This window comes from Morococcus cerebrosus, from assembly GCF_022749515.1.
In the GTDB taxonomy this organism is placed as follows: Bacteria; Pseudomonadota; Gammaproteobacteria; order Burkholderiales; family Neisseriaceae; genus Neisseria; species Neisseria cerebrosa.
Map to the genome: position 1 here is coordinate 554,726 of NZ_CP094242.1, position 19,059 is coordinate 573,784.

12 protein-coding genes and 1 pseudogene are annotated in these 19,059 nt (G+C 50.8%); 8 read left to right on the forward strand and 5 right to left on the reverse strand.

The genetic code is table 11. The features are described 5' to 3' along the window. The first annotated feature begins 51 nt into the window (after positions 1–51). Both secD and secF read left to right on the forward strand, forming a co-directional pair. Positions 52–1,905, forward strand: a complete 1,854-nt coding sequence (gene secD, locus MON37_RS02545) for a protein translocase subunit SecD (protein WP_039409409.1) — start codon at positions 52–54, stop codon at positions 1,903–1,905. A gap of 3 nt (positions 1,906–1,908) precedes the next feature. Further along, a complete protein-coding gene (secF, locus tag MON37_RS02550) occupies positions 1,909–2,844 on the forward strand; it encodes a protein translocase subunit SecF (protein WP_003760872.1) in 936 nt (311 codons plus the stop codon). 323 nt (positions 2,845–3,167) lie between these two features. Here the strand turns inward: secF and MON37_RS02555 are convergent, their stop codons facing one another. Next, positions 3,168–3,725, reverse strand: coding sequence for a hypothetical protein (locus MON37_RS02555; protein WP_039409406.1), 558 nt, complete (start codon positions 3,723–3,725; stop codon positions 3,168–3,170). Positions 3,726–4,024: 299 nt separating this feature from the next. Here MON37_RS02555 and MON37_RS02560 point away from each other — a divergent pair, with 299 nt between their 5' ends. Further along, entirely contained in the window at positions 4,025–5,461 is a 1,437-nt protein-coding gene (locus tag MON37_RS02560; RefSeq protein ID WP_039409404.1) for an NAD-dependent succinate-semialdehyde dehydrogenase, read from the forward strand. 77 nt (positions 5,462–5,538) lie between these two features. Here MON37_RS02560 and MON37_RS02565 read toward each other — a convergent pair whose 3' ends face one another. Next, entirely contained in the window at positions 5,539–6,858 is a 1,320-nt protein-coding gene (locus MON37_RS02565) for a DUF445 domain-containing protein (RefSeq protein ID WP_039409401.1), read from the reverse strand. 270 nt (positions 6,859–7,128) lie between these two features. After that, entirely contained in the window at positions 7,129–7,809 is a 681-nt protein-coding gene (locus MON37_RS02570; protein WP_003740792.1) for a sulfite exporter TauE/SafE family protein, read from the reverse strand. Positions 7,810–8,258: 449 nt separating this feature from the next. Here MON37_RS02570 and MON37_RS02575 point away from each other — a divergent pair. From MON37_RS02575 to rpoD, 5 genes and pseudogenes are all read left to right on the forward strand, one after another. Next, positions 8,259–8,624, forward strand: a pseudogene (locus tag MON37_RS02575) (TonB-dependent receptor plug domain-containing protein); the annotation flags it as partial. A 45-nt stretch (positions 8,625–8,669) separates the two neighbouring features. After that, a protein-coding gene (locus tag MON37_RS02580) for an IS630 family transposase (RefSeq protein ID WP_242883587.1) occupies positions 8,670–9,517 on the forward strand; the annotation gives its coding sequence in 2 pieces (ribosomal slippage) (positions 8,670–8,985 and positions 8,985–9,517; 849 coding nt in all). After that, the gene (locus tag MON37_RS02585; protein WP_242883758.1) at positions 9,486–12,434 is read left to right on the forward strand and encodes a TonB-dependent receptor domain-containing protein; all 2,949 of its coding nucleotides are present in this window, start codon (positions 9,486–9,488) and stop codon (positions 12,432–12,434) included. Before MON37_RS02580 ends, MON37_RS02585 begins: the two co-directional genes overlap by 32 nt. 314 nt (positions 12,435–12,748) lie before the next feature. Next, positions 12,749–14,521: a DNA primase gene (dnaG, locus tag MON37_RS02590; protein ID WP_039407798.1), complete on the forward strand. Its 1,773-nt coding sequence runs from the start codon at positions 12,749–12,751 to the stop codon at positions 14,519–14,521. A gap of 223 nt (positions 14,522–14,744) precedes the next feature. Further along, on the forward strand, positions 14,745–16,694 hold the full coding sequence (rpoD, locus tag MON37_RS02595; protein ID WP_003757828.1) for an RNA polymerase sigma factor RpoD: 1,950 nt from the start codon (positions 14,745–14,747) through the stop codon (positions 16,692–16,694). A gap of 442 nt (positions 16,695–17,136) precedes the next feature. Here the strand turns inward: rpoD and MON37_RS02600 are convergent, their stop codons facing one another. Then, the gene (locus MON37_RS02600) at positions 17,137–18,102 is read right to left on the reverse strand and encodes an IS30 family transposase (protein ID WP_242883537.1); all 966 of its coding nucleotides are present in this window, start codon (positions 18,100–18,102) and stop codon (positions 17,137–17,139) included. Between the two features lie 146 nt (positions 18,103–18,248). After that, on the reverse strand, positions 18,249–18,998 hold the full coding sequence (locus tag MON37_RS02605) for a lysophospholipid acyltransferase family protein (protein ID WP_039406512.1): 750 nt from the start codon (positions 18,996–18,998) through the stop codon (positions 18,249–18,251). Positions 18,999–19,059: the final 61 nt, after the last annotated feature.

Below are 19,059 nucleotides of genomic sequence, written 5' to 3' on the forward strand. Positions count from 1 at the left end.
TCGGAAAGCTGAGCGCGGCTGTTTGTCTTCATAATAAATCGAAGGTTTACCATGAACCGTTATCCTTTATGGAAATACCTGCTGATTGCGTGCTCGATTTTGGTTGCCGTAGTGTATTCGCTGCCCAACCTTTTCGGTGAAACGCCCGCAGTGCAGGTATCAACCAACCGACAAGCCATCATTATTAACGAACAGACCCAGTCTAAAGTCGATGCCGCGCTGAAACAGGCGGGTATTCAGACTGACGGGATATTTATTGCGAACAACTCGCTGAAAGTGCGTTTCAAAGATACCGAAACGCAGCTTAAAGCCCGCGATGTCATCGAAAACACTTTGGGCGATGGCTATATCACCGCGCTCAACCTGTTGGTGGACAGCCCCGAATGGATGGCCAAAATTGGCGCCAACCCGATGTTCTTGGGCTTGGACTTGCGCGGTGGCGTGCATTTCACCATGCAAGTGGACATGAAAGCCGCGATGCAGAAAACGTTTGAACGTTATTCGGGCGACATCCGCCGCGAGATGCGCCGCGAAAAAATCCGTACCGGCACCATCCGTCAAATTGAAAACGGTCTGATTGTCCCGATGCAGGACGCTGCCGACGTACAGAAAGCCATGCCTAAGCTGCGTCAGCTTTTCCCTGAGGCAAATTTGAATGCCGACGGCAATAACATCACGCTGACATTGTCCGAAGAAGCGATTAACAAAGTACGCTCCGATGCGGTGAAACAAAACATCACCACTTTGCATAATCGCGTCAATGAGTTGGGCGTGGCTGAGCCTGTCATCCAGCAATCTGGCCTCGACCGTATCGTCGTGCAGCTGCCGGGTGTACAAGATACAGCCAAAGCAAAAGACATTATCGGCCGTACCGCGACTTTGGAAGTACGCATGGTGGAAGACGACCCTGTCAAAGTGCGCGAAGCTTTGGAAGGTAATGTTCCGAGCGGTTTCGAGCTGTTGTCCAGTGGTGGCGATCATCCTGAAACCTTGCTGATTAACAAACAGGTTGAATTGACCGGTGACAATATCAATGACGCGCAACCCAGTTTCGACCAAATGGGTGCGCCTGCCGTCAGTCTGAGCTTGGATAGCGCAGGCGGCAGTATTTTCGGCGAATTGACTGCTGCTAACGTCGGTAAACGCATGGCGATGGTGTTGATTGACCAAGGCAAATCCGAAGTGGTTACCGCACCGGTTATCCGTTCCGCTATTACCGGTGGACGCGTGGAAATTTCCGGCAGCATGACGCAGGCGGAAGCCAATGATACTTCCTTGTTGCTGCGTGCCGGTTCTCTCGCCGCACCGATGCAAATCGTGGAAGAGCGCACCATCGGTCCGTCTTTGGGTAAAGAAAACATTGAAAAAGGTTTCCATTCGACCTTATGGGGCTTTACCGCCGTTGCCTTGTTCATGGTGGTTTACTACCGCCTGATGGGATTCTTCTCGACCATCGCCCTGAGTACCAACATCTTGTTCTTGGTCGGTATTTTGTCTGCCATGCAGGCGACGCTGACGCTGCCCGGTATTGCCGCATTGGCGTTGACGCTGGGTATGGCGATTGACTCCAACGTATTGATTAACGAACGTATCCGCGAAGAGTTGCGCGAAGGCGTTCCGCCGCAACAGGCAATCAACCTCGGTTTCCAACACGCATGGGCAACCATTGTTGACTCCAACCTGACCTCGCTGATTGCCGGTATCGCCCTCTTGGTATTCGGTTCCGGCCCGGTCCGCGGTTTTGCCGTCGTACACTGTCTGGGTATCCTGACTTCGATGTACTCATCCGTCGTCGTCTTCCGCGCCTTAGTGAATCTTTGGTACGGACGCCGCCGCAAATTGCAGAACATTTCCATCGGCGCAGTATGGAAACCCAAAGCCGAAACAGCGGCAGGCAAGGAGTAAGACATGGAACTCTTTAAAATCAAACGCGACATCCCGTTTATGAGCTACGGCAAACTGACGACCTTTATTTCGTTGGTAACCTTCATTGCCGCCGTATTCTTCCTCATCACCAAAGGTTTGAACTTCTCCGTCGAATTTACCGGCGGTACCGTGATGGAAGTGCAATATCAGCAGGGCGTGGACGTCAACAAAACCCGTGAAAAACTTGATACCCTGAAAATGGGTGATGTCCAAGTTCAGGCGTTGGGTACGAACAAACACATCATGATCCGCCTGCCCAACAAAGAAGGCGTAACTTCCGCCCAGCTTTCCAATCAGGTTATGGAATTGCTGAAAAAAGAGCAGCCTGACGTTACCCTGCGCCAAGTCGAATTTATCGGCCCGCAGGTCGGCGAAGAGCTGGTGACCAACGGTCTGATGGCATTAGGCTTCGTCGTAGCAGGTATCATCGTTTACCTGTCGATGCGCTTTGAATGGCGTTTCGCCGTATCCGCCATCATCGCGAATATGCACGACATCGTGATTATTTTGGGCTGCTTCGCCTTCTTCCAATGGGAATTTTCACTGACCGTGCTGGCGGGTATCCTTGCCGTATTGGGCTATTCCGTAAACGAATCCGTCGTCGTCTTCGACCGTATCCGTGAGAACTTCCGCAAACCGAGTATGCGCGGACATACCGTTCCGCAAGTCATCGACAATGCGATTACCGCCACCATGAGCCGTACCATCATCACCCACGGCTCGACCGAGGCAATGGTTGTTTCCATGCTGGTGTTCGGCGGCGCAGCGTTACACGGTTTCTCAATGGCATTGACCATCGGTATCGTGTTCGGTATTTACTCTTCAGTCTTGGTAGCCAGCCCGCTCTTGCTGATGTTCGGCCTGAGCCGCGAAAATATCGCGAAGGAAGTGAAGAAAAAAGAAGAAGTCGTGGTCTGATGGCTATGATTGCGATGTGAAGGGGTCGTCTGAAAACTTGGCAACAGGTTTTCAGACGACCTTTTTGTTTTGGGCAGTTGATTTGATAGTTGTGATGCGAATATGGCGGTATTGTTTTGACTGTATGGAAAGGAACACACTTTTCTTGTTTCAGATAGAGGAAGGGAAAGATTGGCTTAAAGGGAAGGATTCTTTGAAAGTAATCGACTGTATAAGACGGACACTTCTATGCCGCTCTTGGTAATGAATTACACAAAATGCAAAAAAGTCGTCTGAAAATTTTCAGACGACCTCAGATTAACTTCTACGGTTAGAGTTAGAAATTAACGTTTTGCTTTTGCGGCAGGTTTTTTAGGAGCCGGTTTGCCTGCTTTGGCAGGGGAGTTGGCAACGGAGCAGTATTTGGCAACGATTTGATCAACGACTTCTTCTTTGCCGTTAACGGTCGTTTTACCGCGTACGGTCAGCATATTGCCGTCCACTTTGTCGATATTGCCCAAATTGGCACGACCTGCCACCCATGCGACGTTTCCGCCCCAGAAGGCATTAATATCGTCGCTGGAGCCGACGACGCGGAACAGGTTGGGGGTCAGTTCGTTTTTGTATTTCACTTGTGCTACAACAGGCTCGTTGCCTTTGAAGCCGTACATAACGCTCAATGGGTCTTGACCGTTTTGACCGCAGCGGTAGTGTACCTCTTTGGTGCTGTCGATAGCGTCCACTTTCACGGTTTGAGGAGTGAAAGGTTGGTTTTGTTGCGCTGCTTGTTGCGGAGCAGGAGCAGGTTTCGCAGCAGGTTTTCCTTTGGAAGAGCTGGAACATGCAGACAGCGCGGCAGCGGCAATAACGGCAGAAATCAGTAACTTGGTATTTTTATTCATCGGTTTACTCCATATGAATTATTGATAAAAGCGGTGTTAAACGTTAGCACAATAGCAGAGATAATATGCTTTGTCTTTGGTTTAGACAAATCTTTAATAAAAGCATCAAATGGAAAAGTAAATTTACTTTTGAAAGGACATTCAAATATTTTACCCTTATATAGTTGTGGGTTTTGCCGTTTAGCTCAATATAAAATGGTAGTCGAAAAATCGGCGACGCAACGTTTCAGCAGTTTGCGCTTTTCTCCTATGAAGAGAATAATGACCTTCATCCATCATCTATACACACGAGGGCAGGCATGAATTCTTTTGCATCATTGTTAAACCATCCCGATATTTCTTTTTCCCCGATTCCAGACAGTATCAAAGTCGATAATCCGGCGACGGGCGAGACTTTGGCGTTTGTCCGCACAACCCATTTAGACGACCTCAAGTTGCTGATTCAAAAAGCGGAGGCCGCACAAAAGCTATGGGCGGCAAAAACTGCGTTGGAGCGTGCCGATGTGTTGTGGCGTTGGTATTTTTTAATCAAGGAAAACAAAGAAGAACTGGCGCGCATCATGACGATGGAACAGGGCAAAAGCCTGACCGAGGCACGCGGCGAAATCGATTATGCGGCTTCGTTTGTGCGCTGGTTTGCCGAAGAAGCGCGGCGGATTGACGGCGATGTGCTGACAAGCGTGAAAGCGACGCAAAAACTGGTCGTGTTGAAACAGCCCGTCGGCGTTACCGCTGCGATTACGCCGTGGAACTTCCCGTCCGCGATGATTGCGCGCAAGGCCGCGCCTGCTTTGGCGGTGGGCTGCGCGATGATCGTCAAACCTGCGTCGCTCACGCCTCTGAGCGCGTATGCGCTGGCCTTGTTGGCTTACGAAGCGGGCGTGCCGCAGGATTTACTTCCCGTTGTCAGCGGTCGCGCTTCGGAAATCAGTCATGAATTTGCCACGAACCCGACCGTGCGCAAAATCAGCTTCACCGGTTCGACCGAAGTCGGCGCGAAAATTTTTGCCGACAGCGCGGCGGACATTAAAAAACTCAGTTTGGAACTGGGCGGCAACGCGCCGTTTATCGTGTTTGACGATGCCGATTTGGACAAAGCCGTCGAAGGCGCGCTGGCCAGCAAGTTCCGCAACAGCGGCCAGACCTGCGTCTGCACCAACCGCGTGTACGCTCAATCGGGCATTTACGACGAATTTTGCCGCAAATTAAGCGAAAAAGTAGCCGCGCTCAAATTGGGCAACGGCTTGGATGAAGGCGTGAACCAAGGGCCGCTGATTGAGGAAAAAGCGGTGGAAAAAGTCGAGCAGCACATCGCCGATGCGCTCTCCAAAGGCGCGGTCTGCCTGACCGGAGGCAAACGCAGCGCATTGTGCGGAACGTTTTTCGAACCGACCGTCTTAAGCGGCGTAACGGCGCAAATGGTGGTGGCGCGCGAAGAAACCTTCGGGCCGTTGTGTCCCGTGTTCCGCTTTGCAACCGAAGCCGAAGTCATCGCGGCAGCCAACGATACGGAATACGGTTTGGCGGCCTACCTCTTCACCTCCGACACCGCCCGCCAATGGCGCGTCGGCGAAGCCTTGGAATACGGCATGATCGGCATCAATACCGGCTTAATCAGCAATGAAGCAGCACCGTTCGGCGGCGTGAAACGCAGCGGGCTGGGACGCGAAGGCAGCAAATACGGTGCGGACGAATATTTGGAATTGAAATATTTGTGTATCGATGTGGCGGATTGAGTTTGCTATTAGAAGCAACAAGTCGTCTGAAAAACAAATTTCATTGAAACCTTGTTTTCAGACGACCTTTTTTCATACTATCCAGCCAGCCACAGCGATACCGTATAAATCACCAGTCCGACCAGTCCGCCGACAAGCGTGCCGTTGATGCGGATATATTGCAAATCCTTGCCCACGCTCAATTCCAGTTTTTCCACCATCAGGCGGCTGTCCCAGCCTTTGACTTTGTCCGAGACGAACAAAGCGGCCTTATCTTTATAACGCATCACAAAATCCCGAACCAAAAGCGAAATCCGCACATCCGCCCGCCGCATAAATTGCGGGTATGCCTGAGCTTGCGAACGCATATGGTTCAGCAGCTTTTCCAGTTGCGCTTGGCACAAAGAGTCTTGTTTTTCCACATCTTCCCGCGCCCAGTCCAGAATGCCGCGCCATAAGGTCATGATTTGACGTTGCAGTGCGGGCGATTGCGCGAGCTGTTTTTTGAATTTGTCCAGGCGGCGGTGCCACAGGCGCGATGTGGTCAGGCGTTCGGTCAGTTCGTCGTATTGCACCAAGAATTGTCGGCGCAGCGCGTTATCTTGCTTGTCCGCTGTTGCCAAATAGCCGTCTATCCATGCCAACGCTTTTTCTGCCGCCCAATCATCGACTTTCTCCACCAAGATCGATTTCACCGCCGCTTTGAGCCTGTCCCAAGTTCCGGGATTGCCGCCTTCGATTTTCGCCGCCCATTCGCGCAGGTTCTGCTCCAGCATTTCACGGGTTTCCGGCGTTTTCAGCCAACGCCGAATCTGACGGAGCAGGCTTTCAAACGCTTTTTCGTGCATCCCTTGCGCTTTCAGCAGCCGCAAACCGTCGGCAAGCGCGTTACCGATTTGTCCGCCGCTGTAACGTTCTTCCAGCAGCATCGCCGTGAAACGCGCCGTCTGTTCCGGTTTGGCGATAGCAAGCAGGGTCGGAATCTGCTTGGAAAGCCACGGCAGCCAGTGCGATTTCACGTCTTCGCCGTCCAGCCATTTCAATAATTTATCGCTGGGCTGCGCTTGATAAATACGCATGGCGATGGGTTTGCCCTGTAAAAAATTGTGTTCGATAAACCGCCCCAATTCATCGCCGATACGCGCCTGATTGCGCGGCAAAATCGCGGTATGGGGAATCGGCAGGCCGAGGGGTCGTCTGAAAAGCGCAGTTACGGCAAACCAGTCCGCCAGCGCACCCACCATCGCCGCTTCGGCAAACGCTTTGACAAATCCCAACCAAGGATATTGGCGCACATAAACGGCGGAGGCTGCAAACAGCACGCACGCCGCAAGCAGCAAGCCCGTCGCCCAACGCCTGCTTTTTGCCAATTTTTTGCGCGCCTCATTTAAGCGGACTTGTTCCGAAAGGGTGTGCATTTCTATTCCTGTCTTTTTTGTCTTTAGAGGGTTGCGAATAGATTGATTATTTTTTAATCAGCTGAAAATATTCAATAGGTTTCAAAATATTATCCAAGTTTTCCACAGAATGCACACATCAATCCGAATGCGGGTTGTGGGCAATATTTTGTATTGCCTATTTTTTAATCATGATATTTTTATTTTGGAAAATCAAAAGGGAAGGAGAGTTGTTCACAAGCTGTTCACATGATTCTGCGGTATGGCTGTGTACAGGTTTTCAGACGACCTTTATGCCGTCCAGCCTGAAACCGAAACCCAAAGCCGCCACAAGGCCCAAGCCGCTACCGTCAACCCTGCCAACAGGCGGATGCTGCGTTTTTGCAAAAGCGTTTTCAACTGCGCCGCAAAGATACCCATCGCCAAAAGGTTGGGCAGCGTGCCGAGCGCAAAAGCCAACATATATAAAGCACCGTGAACCGCGCTGCCGCTGCCTAAGGCGTAAAGCGACGCGCTGTAAACCAGGCCGCACGGCAGCCAGCCCCAGAGCATCCCCACGCCGAAACAGGCTGGGACGGAACGGATGGGCAAAAGCTTGTTTAAAAACGGATTCAGCCGCTTCCATATCGGTTTGCCGATGCGTTCGATACGCGTTGCCGCCGTCGAAATCCCCGCCAGATAAAGCCCTAAAAGCAACAGCAGGATGTTTGCCGCGATATACAACCCCTGCTGCAACACACGGGTGTCATCCAAAGAAATCCCTGCCTGCCCGATCAGTCCGACTAGGAAGCCGATGAGGACATAGCTGCTTACACGTCCTAAGTTCAACAGGACAATCAATCCGAAACGGTTGAGGTTGGGCGGAAGCTGCAAGGCAAATGCGCTGCTTAACCCGCCGCACATACCGACGCAGTGGCCGCCGCCGAAAAAACCGAGCAGAAACAGAGTGAGGAAGGTAAGGTTTTCGTCCATATCAGATATATTTGAAATTGTTATCAGGCTGTTTCGTATTGTATCAACAACGGAGGAATGAGGATAAGAAAGGATGGAATAGGGGCGGATTATTGCGCATCTGTTTGGAAAGGTCGTCTGAAAATCGCTTTGCCTTGATTGGAGGGCACTGGGTTTTCAGACGACCTTTGGACTGCCCGATATTTATAAAGCCCTATTTTGAGAAAAATAATTTGATTTCATTTGAAAACAAAATGTTAAACGAATCGAATATTTCTGAACAAGATACCGAAGAAGCAAGCAAATGTTTGCATATTATCGAGATTTGGTTAAAATTATCGAAAAATATATAAATAATAATCAAAATCATTATATTTATATTCAATCTGACTTGCGGCAAAACCTTTCCGAGGTCGTCTGAAAACTTTCAGACGACGCTGTCTGACATTCCGCCACACAAGGAATCCGTTATGAAGCCAGTCAAAGTCAACACCCTTGCCGCCTGCATCGCCGCCATCGGTTTCTCTCCCATCATTTATGCTGCCGATAATACGCCGACCGTCATTCTCGATACCGTTACCGTCAAAGGCACGCGCAATAAAGACGAAATCGGTAAAAACCGGGTTTATACCCGCGAAATCGTCAATCTTTACAAAGGCAAAAACGAAGTCGAAACCTTCAAGGGCAACACCGTATCCGACCTTTTGAGCGGTATGTCCGGCGTGTACAGCGGCGACGCGCGCAACAGCGGTGCGTTGGATCCCAATATACGCGGCGTGCAGGGGCAGGGACGGATTCCCGTTACCATCGACGGCACGGAGCAGGCGATTATAGTCAATTAAAAATAAAATAGTACAATACTCAACTTTGAAGGTCTAACCATGGCATACTCTGCGGACTTAAGAAACAAAGCTTTAAACTATTACGAACAATGCAAAAATATCAGCCAAACCGCAGCAACGTTTAACTTGTCAAGAAACACGCTTTACCTGTGGATTCGCCTTAAAAAACAAACAGGCAGCCTAAAACATCAAGTTACCGGTCTAAATGCCGTCAAATTGGATAGGCAAAAACTGGCTCAATATGTTGGGCAACACCCGGATGCCTATCTGCATGAAATCGCCAAACATTTTGATTGTACGCCAGCCGCCGTTTGCTATGCACTCAAACAGATGGGGATGACGCGCAAAAAAAGACCACCACTTACAAAGAACAAGACCCGGCCAAAGTAACGCATTATTTGACACAGCTGGCCGAATTTTCCGACTACCAACGTGTTTATTTGGATGAAACAGGATTTGACCGCTACCTGTTCCGTCCCTATGCCCGCAGCCCGAAAGGGCAAATAGTGAAAGCGCAGATAAGAGGAAAAAGATACCGACGCTTATCTCTGGTGTCCGCACAAGTCGGCAACCGGCTGATTGCTCCGATGGTTTATCAAAATACGATGACCGGGGTCTTTTTTGAAGCGTGGTTTCAGCAATGCCTACTGCCCGCATTGACTCAAAAATCGGTGATTATTTTAGATAATGCACGATTTCACCGTATGGGTGTTTTACGGGAAATGGCGGAAAAATTGGGACATAAGGTATTGCCTCTTGCACCTTATTCACCTGAGCTCAACCCGATTGAGAAGGTGTGGGCGAATATTAAGCGGTATCTGCGAACCGTATTGTCTGATTACGCCCGATTTGACGATGCGTTACTGTCCTATTTTGATTTTAATTGACTATACCGTCTGGCGCGGCTACGCAGGCGCAAACAACCGCAACTACGTCGATCCCAACATCATCAGCAGCGTTTCCATCGAAAAAGGCCCTTCGTTCAGCCGCGATATGAAAAGCGGCATAGGCGGCTCCGTCGCCCTGAAAACCATAGATGCCGACGATATTGTCCCCGAAGGGCAGAAATACGGATTTGAAGTGAAGGCGGAGGCTTCCAATAATTCCATTAAGCGGCGTGAGAATGCTTATGAACATTCAGTCGATTATCGAACCTTGCCTGTTCCCGCAGTAGCGACGGGCGGTATTTGGCGTTCGTTTTTTGACGATACCGACCGAATCGACCAGCGTTTCAACGGACGCAATAAATTTGGGGAAGATAAAGCCTACCGCATTGCCGCTGCCACCAAGCAGGACAATTTTGATGCCATGCTCGCCTATGCCTACCGCAGTAAAGGCAATTATTTTTCCGGCAAGAAAGGGGCGGAACGATACGGCTATATCGGTCCTTGGACACAAGAAACTTTAGACGAATTAAAACGTCGTCAAGAAGAAGCCGCTGCCAAGGGCGAGAAATTTTACGGCAGTGAAAACATGCTGGGCGCACCCGATATTTCAAAAATCGGACTTTTCTACCATCCGGGCGGGGAAGTCAGCAATACCTCGCTCGAAACCAAATCATGGGTAGGTAAAACCACCTTCCGTCTGCCGAACCGCCAAACGCTCAAATTCGGCCTGCGCCATACCGATTCCACGTTCGGCGAAATCATGCCTTCGCGTATTATCGGCCCCATCAGTTGGGATGCGTCCGTCCTCAACAAAATTGCCGAATGGCCGCAGGCATGGGTCAAACAGCGTTCCTACAATATCGACTATTCGTGGAAGCCCGAGGGCAGCCGTTGGATAGATTTCGATGCCACGCTTTGGACAACGCGCACCAATTCCAAAACCAATACCGCAGGCGGCTCGCCCGGCGATACCGTTTATGAGGACAACAAATTTCAAATAGCATGGGACGAATACGACAGATGGCAGAAATACACCCCCGCAGAGCGGCAGGAATTGCTGGATGCAGGAATAGAAGCCCCCAAACCGCCCAAATCCGAAACACCCAATACCAACGGACGCTTCAACACCATCGAAGGCAACGCCTATTACGCCCGTAACAACCGGACAGGCTTTCAATTTTCCAACCGTATGAAATTGAGCGACAAACTGTCGCTGACCTTGATGGGCGATTTTCAAAACGAAAAACTGACATCGCGCAATGATTTTTCAGACGAGCTGGAGCGGGGAGGATACGACAAATATCGGGAAGAACTTGAAAACAGCACCATCAGGGCAAATTACGGATTAAACGAATTCGGCGTACCGCGCAACGGCAAGCGGCGAGAATACAATCTGGGCTTCAATTTCCGCTACGAACCGTTCCGCTGGCTGACGTTGACGGCGGGCGGACGGTACACGAATTTCCAGCTTCAGGACAAAAGCAAACGCTTGGAAAGCGGTAAGAACAAATATGGTCGCCCGCTGGAAATGAACAGGGGGATAAAATATTCGGTCGGCAGGGTGGCGACTCTGCAGGAATACGCGGATTACAAGGTGATTGATGATGCGTTGGCAGACGGCAGTTTGGATTGGGGAGATTTATATGCCAAAGATGAATATGCAGAACAATTGAAAAAATATAAGCAGATTTCGCTAAACCAGTTCAGCGTCAATTCTCAAGCTATTCCGACTTTGATAAATGATCGCGAAAAATGGGTCAATCCCAATGAGCAGGTAGATTTCTATTGGCTGAAAGACGATAAGGGTCGTCTGAATATGAAAGACCACCCCCTTACCAACGGCAGCATTCCCGATTTGCACGCCCAAGTCCCCAATCCCGTTTACGACCCGTCCAATCCCGACAGCCCGCAGTTTGTGCCCAAATATTATAACGTTGATGCAAGCGTATATACGACTCCAATGACCGAAGCCGAAAGGCAGCGGGCGATGAAGCAGAAAGGCAGCGGTTGGGTGCCCGCATTTTCTGCCACTGTCAATTTTACTGATTACAGCCGCGCCTATTTGCGCTATACCGAAACCCTGCGCTACCCCAGCATTTTTGAAGGGACTTACGGCTTTTCTACTGCCGCCGGCTCATTCAACCGCATGGGCTATGGCTGGCGGCCCGAACACGCCAAAAACTGGGAAGTCGGCTACATCCATGATTTGACGGGACTGTTACCGAAAATGAAAAAAGCGGATTTCCGCATCAACTACTTCCATAACAAGACCAAAAACGTTATCGATAGGGACAGCAATCTCGAATTCGAACAATTCGACAGACAAATCCGCAGTGGTGCCGAGCTGTCCACCCGCTTCGATACCGGACGCGTCTTCGGCAGCCTGAACGTATTCCGCAGCCTGAAAAACAAAATGTGCGACGAAAATTTCCCTTGGACATCCGCAACAGAGGGCATGGTTGATTCAAGCTATTTTGTGAAAAACGGTAAGACTATGAACCGTCCTGTCTGCAACCACGGCGGCTTGACCGATTCGGGCTATCTGGCAAGCGCGCTTCAACCTCGTTGGTCGATTGATGCCGAATTGGGCAGCCGTTTCCTTGCCAATAAACTGGAAACAGGCGTGCGCCTTCATTACCACAGCCGCGTCTATGAAAACCGCAATGATGCGTGGCAGCCTAACTACAACATATTCAATCAATATAGGGGAACTAATCATAAACCCCAATATAACGATATGCGCTGGCAGCCTGTTGCGGTATGGGATGCCTACCTGCGCTACAAAATCGGCAAAAACCTGACTGCCGAGCTGGTAGGCAGCAATCTGACCAACCGCTACTACCTCGACCCGATGAGCCGCTCCTATCTGCCCGCACCGGGTAGAACCATCAGGGTAGGGATTACGGGCAAGTTTTAAAGTAATTTCAAATTAGGATTTCCCCATATTTCGATATTGGGAAGAGGATATTCGGGGGCTTTGTCATCAAAGCAGAATACAGGTTTTAAGCACCCGAGGTCGTCTGAAAACGAATTTTCAGACGACCTCGAAGGTTTATGTTGGATAAGCTGTCCGCTAAGGAGTCGGTTTTGTAAGAGTGCTATTTTTATCCTGAATACACGTTATAATACGAACCTTGTTTTCAAACCGATTCGAGATTCCGTTTTCAGACGACCTTTAAGATAAAAGGTCGTCTGAAAACGTTTGTCCCGTCCATACGCATCCGCCGAACTATGATTCCATCCGATTTCATTGACGAGCTTCTGGCCAAAGTCGATATTGTCGATATTATCGACGAGCAGGTTCCGCTGAAGAAGGGCGGGGCGAACTATATGGCTTGTTGTCCGTTCCATAAGGAAAAGACGCCGTCGTTTTCAGTCAGTCCGACCAAGCAGTTTTATCATTGTTTCAGTTGCGGGGCGCATGGTTCGGCGATTGGTTTTGTGATGGAACATCAGGGGCTGTCATTTCCGGAGGCGGTGCAGTTTCTTGCCGACCGTGTGGGCATGGCAGTGCCTAAAGTGCGCGGGCAGAACGATAATCCCGAAGTCCGTGCCGAACGTAAGAAAAAACAGCAGACGCTGGAGGAAACGACGGCTGCGGCGGCTGATTTTTATGCGCAACAGTTGAAATTCAATCCGGCGGCGAAGGCTTATTTGGACAAGCGCGGCTTGAGCGCGGAAGTCATCGCGCATTATGGTTTGGGCTACGCACCCGACGGCTGGCAGCCTTTGGCGCAAGTGTTCCAGCCGTACCCGAATACTGCGTTGGTGGATACGGGTATGGTGATTGACAATGAGGGGCGGCATTATGACCGATTCCGTCATCGGATTATGTTCCCCATCCGCAATCCGCGCGGGCAGGTAATCGGTTTCGGCGGCAGGGTGTTGGACGACTCGAAGCCGAAATATTTGAATTCGCCCGATACTCCTCTGTTTGATAAGGGGAAAAACCTTTACGGATTGTATGAAGGGCGTGCCGCGGTCAAGGAAGCAGGGCGGATTTTGGTGGTCGAAGGCTATATGGATGTGGTCGCGCTGGCGCAGTTCGGCGTGGGCTACGGCGTGGCGGCTTTGGGCACGGCGACGACGGCGGAACACGTCAAAATCCTGATGCGGCAGGCGGACAGTATTTATTTCTGTTTCGACGGCGACAGCGCGGGACGGAAAGCGGCTTGGCGCGCTCTGGAAAATGCGTTGCCGCAGTTGAAAGACGATAAATCGCTGCATTTTTTATTCCTGCCGGAAGAACACGACCCCGACAGCTACATCCGCGCCTACGGCAAAGCGCAATTTGAAGACGCGCTGTTGAATCAAAGCAAGCCTTTGTCGGAATATTTTTGGGAGCATCTTTCAGACGACCTCAATCTCAATACGCAGGAAGGTAAGGCGGAATTGGTGAAAACCAGTTCGCCGCTTTTGGCGCAGATTACCGCGCCGGCATTGGCTTATCTATTGAAACAACGGCTTAGCGAGCTGGTCGGCATCGATCCCGACAATCTCGCCCAACTGCTGGGGCAGGAAGCGCCGAAGCGGCACGTCAAACAAAAAAGCTACAAACTGCCTCCGATTTCCGTCAAGCAGCCTGTCATGCTGACGCTGGTGCAACGGCAAATCCGCAGCCTCTTGATAAATCCGGATTGGGCTGCATATATAGACCTGCCCGATTATGTGGCGTTGGACGGAGATTTCGCCTGCCTTGCCAATCTCGCCGAAACCATTAAAAGCCATGCCGCCGTACCTGCTACCGCGCAGGTTTTAGAGTATATGCGCGGTTCTCCTTACGAAGAAACCGTGAACCAAATCTTCCAATCGACACTCTATTCTGAAGAAATGGAAGGCGGAGGAGACGAAGATCGCGAGAACTTCCAAATCGGCATGAAGAAACTCCTTAACGAGTTAAAATACAAACAAATCGAAACCCTCAAGCAGAAAAGCCTGCAATCGGGTTTGAATGAAAATGAAAAAAAACTCTTGCTGTCGCTTTTGACGGCAAAGCAAAATTGAACGAACGGCAATCCCTGCCGAATCCAGCAACCTTCAGGCCGTCAGAAAAGCATTGTCCCAAGCTGCGAACATGATGATCCCGCAGAACACCCGTTCCAAAGAGCTTTCAGACGACCTCAGAGTGATAACCCAATAGATTGACTTTAAATCGGTTATCACTCTGTTCCGCCTTCAGGTGCATCATGCAAACCGTCGGCACACCATCAGATCAAGAAAGTAATCCATGTCTAAAGACCAAAATCACGAAGACTATCAAGAACAGGACGACAACCGTCCGCTGACCCTCGAAGAGCAGCGCGCCCGCCTGCGCCAGCTCATCATCATGGGTAAGGAACGCGGCTACATCACTTATTCCGAAATCAACGACGCCTTGCCCGACGATATGTCCGATGCGGATCAAATCGACAACATCGTCAGCATGATTTCCGGCTTGGGTATCCAAGTGACCGAGCAGGCGCCTGACGCGGAAGACATTTTGTTGAGCGACAACGCCGCCGCCGTAACCGACGACGATGCCGTTGCCGAAGCCGAAGCCGCCTTGTCCAGCGCGGACTCCGAATTCGGCAGAACCACCGACCCTGTGCGTATGTATATGCGCGAAATGGGGCAGGTTGACCTGCTGACCCGCGAAGACGAAATCATCATCGCCAAAAAAATCGAAAACGCCCTGAAAAACATGGTGCAGGCAATTTCCGCCTGTCCAGGCTCCATTGCCGAAATCCTCGAGCTGATCGAGCAAATCCGCAAGGATGAAATCCGCGTGGACGAAGTGGTCGAAGCCATCATCGATCCGAACGAAGTGTTACTCAACGAATTGGGCTTGGGACACTTGGAAAGCGCGTCAAACGACGACGATTCCGGCAGCAGTGAAGAAGATGAAGCGGATGAAGACGACGATGACGACGATTCCGGCAGCGACTCCGAAGCCATGTCCGCTGCCCATCTTGCCGAATTGAAGCAAAAAGTGCTGGAACACTTCGCCTTCATCGAAAGCGAATACGGCAAGATGATCAAAAAGCTGGAAAAACACGACAGCCGCCACCCCGATTATCTGGCACACCGCGACGCCATCGCCAACAAGCTCTTGGAAGTCCGCTTTGCCACCCGCCAAATCGAAAGCCTCAGCGGCAACCTGCGCAGCCGTGTCGAAAACATCCGCAAGCTCGAACGCGAAATCCGCGACATCTGCCTTGACCGCGTCCATATGGAACGCGACTACTTCATCCAAAACTTCCTGCCCGAAATCACTAACCTGAAATGGGTGGAAGAAGAAGTCGCCAAAGGCAGGGTCTGGAGCGACGCGCTCGACCGCTTCCGCCACGCCATCCTCGAAAAACAAACCGAGTTGGCGAACATGGAAAAAGAAACCCGCATTTCCATCGAAGAGCTGAAAGACATCAACAAAAACATGGTGTCGAGCGAAAAAGAAACCGCAGCCGCCAAGCAGGAAATGATTCAGGCAAACTTGCGCCTGGTGATTTCCATCGCCAAAAAATACACCAACCGAGGTTTGCAGTTCCTTGATTTGATTCAAGAAGGCAACATCGGCTTGATGAAGGCGGTCGACAAGTTCGAATACCGCCGCGGCTACAAATTCTCCACCTACGCGACATGGTGGATCCGCCAAGCGATTACCCGCTCGATTGCCGACCAGGCGCGCACCATCCGTATTCCGGTGCACATGATTGAAACCATCAACAAGATGAACCGCATCTCCCGCCAGTATCTGCAAGAAACCGGCGAAGAGCCCGATTCCGCCAAACTTGCCGAGTTGATGGAAATGCCGGAAGACAAAATCCGCAAAATCATGAAAATCGCCAAAGAGCCGATTTCGATGGAAACCCCGATCGGCGACGACGACGATTCGCACTTGGGCGACTTCATCGAGGACGCCAACAACGTTGCCCCTGCAGACGCCGCGATGTACACCAGCCTGCACGAAGTCACCAAAGAAATCCTCGAAAGCCTGACCCCGCGCGAAGCCAAAGTCCTGCGTATGCGCTTTGGTATCGACATGAATACCGACCACACGCTCGAAGAAGTCGGCAAACAGTTTGACGTAACCCGCGAACGTATCCGTCAAATCGAAGCCAAAGCCCTGCGCAAACTGCGCCATCCGACCCGCAGCGACCGCCTCAGAAGCTTCCTCGACAGCGAAGACAGCAAACTGTAAAACAGCAAACCGCAGGTTTATCCCTGCGGTTTTTTATATGCCTGAGGTCGTCTGAAACAGAAGTTGTATAGTGGATTAACTTTAAATCAGGACAAGGCGACGAAGCCGCAGACAGTACAGATAGTACGGAACCGATTCACTTGGTGCTTCAGCACCTTAGAGAATCGTTCTCTTTGAGCTAAGGCGAGGCAACGCCGTACTGGTTTAAAGTTAATCCACTATACGTTTTCAGACGACCTGTTTTGCATTCATTGCACTATGGTCGGTTAAAACCCGTAGAGCGGGCTTTGCCCGCGGATAATAGAGAAAGTTTCGGCAGCCTTTTTTACTCATCATCTTCGTGGGCAAAGCCCACGCTACAAGGCGGCATCATTCTTGAATGGGTGTGCAATTAAAACATGATTGTAAAAAAGGTCCTTGGATTCGGATTTCAAGTGCAACACTAGGGTACCAGTGGTTGGAACAGATTTAAGAATAAAACACTTGGCGTTTCGTAGCCAAGTGTTTTTCTCGGCCGGTGGTTCAACTCATCTTGAACCCTGCGTATCTCCCGATCGCTGATGTTTCGGAAATCGGTTTGTTTGGGGAAATATTGCCGGATGAGTCCATTGGTGTTCTCATTCAGCCCTTTCTCCCAAGAATGGTAAGGGCGGCAAAAATAGGTTTTCGCCTTCAATGCTTTGGCTATTTTGGTGTGTTGGTAGAACTCTTTGCCGTTATCCATGGTGATGGTGTGGACTCTGGCTTTATATGCCTTTAATACCCTAATGGCCGCCCGGGCAGTGTCTTCGGCTTTTAAGTTCTTTAATTTGCAGATGATGGTGTAGCGGGTAGTGCGTTCGACCAAGGTCAATAACGCGCTTTTCTGATTTTTGCCGACGATGGTGTCGGCCTCCCAATCGCCGATGCGGGTTTTCCGGTCGACGATAGCAGGTCGGTTCTCTATGCCGACGCGGTCGGGCACTTTGCCTCTGGTCCATGTGCTGCCGTAGCGTTTGCGGTAGGGTTTGCTGCATATTCTGAGGTGTTGCCACAAAGTGCCGCCGTTGCTTTTGTCTTGGCGAAGGTAGCGGTAAATGGTGCTGTGATGGAGTGTGATCCCGTGGTGTTTATGCAGGTAGGCACATACTTGTTCGGGACTGAGTTTGCGGCGGATAAGGGTGTCGATGTGTTGAACCAGCTGCGAATCGAGCTTATAGGGTTTTCGCCGGTGCTGTTTGGTCAGCCGGCTTTGCTTCTGTGCTTTTTCGGCGCTGTATTGCTGTCCTTGGATGCAGTGCCGCTTGATTTCGCGGCTGATGGTGCTTTTGTGGCGGTTGAGCTGTTTGGCGATTTCGGCGATGGTGCAGTGGCGGGACAGGTATTGGATATGGTATCGTTCGTCTTGGGTCAGTTGTGTGTAGCTCATGGCAATCTTTCTTGCAGGAAAGGCCGTATGCTACCGCATACTGGCCTTTTTCTGTTATGGAAAGTTGCACTTCAAATGCGAATCCGCCGTCGTCTGAAAAAACGGGAAACCGGTTTTTCAGACGACCTTTCATTTGTTTTGACTCTTTAGCCCAATTCTTTCAATTTTCGGCTCAAAATGCCGTGTATTTCCAGCGCCGTTTCGTAGCGGTCTTCTTTGGCAGGAACCGGCTCCAGAAAATGCAGCTCCACCTTGCTGGAAGGCTGGCTGATAATCATACAGATGGATTGCCACAGGCTGGTATCGCCCACATAAGCCGCCTGAAGGTTCGGACTGGTGCCGTCGGGATTGGGGTAGCGGCAGAGCATGGGGATAATGGGAACGCCTGCATCGTAGGCGGTTTGGAAAAAGCTGGGTTTGAACGGGAGGATTTCATAACCTTCCGTACTCGTCCCTTCCGGGAAAATGGTTACGGTATCGCCGTTTTTAAGGGCTTCGGTTACCGTGGCGATTTTAGCGGTATTGCCTTTGGTGCCCTTATTGCGTGAAACGTAAACGGTCTGCGCCTGCGTGGCGAGATAGCCGACTACCGGCCATTTGGCGACATCGTCTTTCGCCACAAACCGACCCGGAAAAGCGCCGTTGACCGCCATGATGTCCAACCAAGAGATATGGTTGCTGATTAACAACTGCGCCTGCCCTTCCTGAGGCAGCGTGCCGAAGGTTTCCAGCTTCATGCCGCATGAAGCGAGAACGCGCAGCGACCAGATTTGGATGGCACGCAGTTTGCGCCGTTTGCTGTAAAAGGGAAACAGGAAGAACATTTCCGCCATACCGTAAAGCAGGCAGATGCCGATGCAGAGCAGGCGGAAGGTAAAACGTAGTTTGGCAATCATAAGGTTGTGGTGTGTGCAATCTTGGTATAGGGTGAAACCGCTAAAAATCAGTTATTTGCTG

What these genes read in the sequence shown, in the direction of transcription:
- secD (WP_039409409.1), top strand. Translation starts at nt 52, where the DNA reads ATGAACCGTTATCCTTTATGGAAATACCTGCTGATTGCGTGCTCGATT.
- secF (WP_003760872.1), top strand. Translation starts at nt 1,909, where the DNA reads ATGGAACTCTTTAAAATCAAACGCGACATCCCGTTTATGAGCTACGGC.
- MON37_RS02555 (WP_039409406.1), bottom strand. Translation starts at nt 3,725, where the DNA reads ATGAATAAAAATACCAAGTTACTGATTTCTGCCGTTATTGCCGCTGCC.
- MON37_RS02560 (WP_039409404.1), top strand. Translation starts at nt 4,025, where the DNA reads ATGAATTCTTTTGCATCATTGTTAAACCATCCCGATATTTCTTTTTCC.
- MON37_RS02565 (WP_039409401.1), bottom strand. Translation starts at nt 6,858, where the DNA reads ATGCACACCCTTTCGGAACAAGTCCGCTTAAATGAGGCGCGCAAAAAA.
- MON37_RS02570 (WP_003740792.1), bottom strand. Translation starts at nt 7,809, where the DNA reads ATGGACGAAAACCTTACCTTCCTCACTCTGTTTCTGCTCGGTTTTTTC.
- MON37_RS02585 (WP_242883758.1), top strand. Translation starts at nt 9,486, where the DNA reads ATGCGTTACTGTCCTATTTTGATTTTAATTGACTATACCGTCTGGCGC.
- dnaG (WP_039407798.1), top strand. Translation starts at nt 12,749, where the DNA reads ATGATTCCATCCGATTTCATTGACGAGCTTCTGGCCAAAGTCGATATT.
- rpoD (WP_003757828.1), top strand. Translation starts at nt 14,745, where the DNA reads ATGTCTAAAGACCAAAATCACGAAGACTATCAAGAACAGGACGACAAC.
- MON37_RS02600 (WP_242883537.1), bottom strand. Translation starts at nt 18,102, where the DNA reads ATGAGCTACACACAACTGACCCAAGACGAACGATACCATATCCAATAC.
- MON37_RS02605 (WP_039406512.1), bottom strand. Translation starts at nt 18,998, where the DNA reads ATGATTGCCAAACTACGTTTTACCTTCCGCCTGCTCTGCATCGGCATC.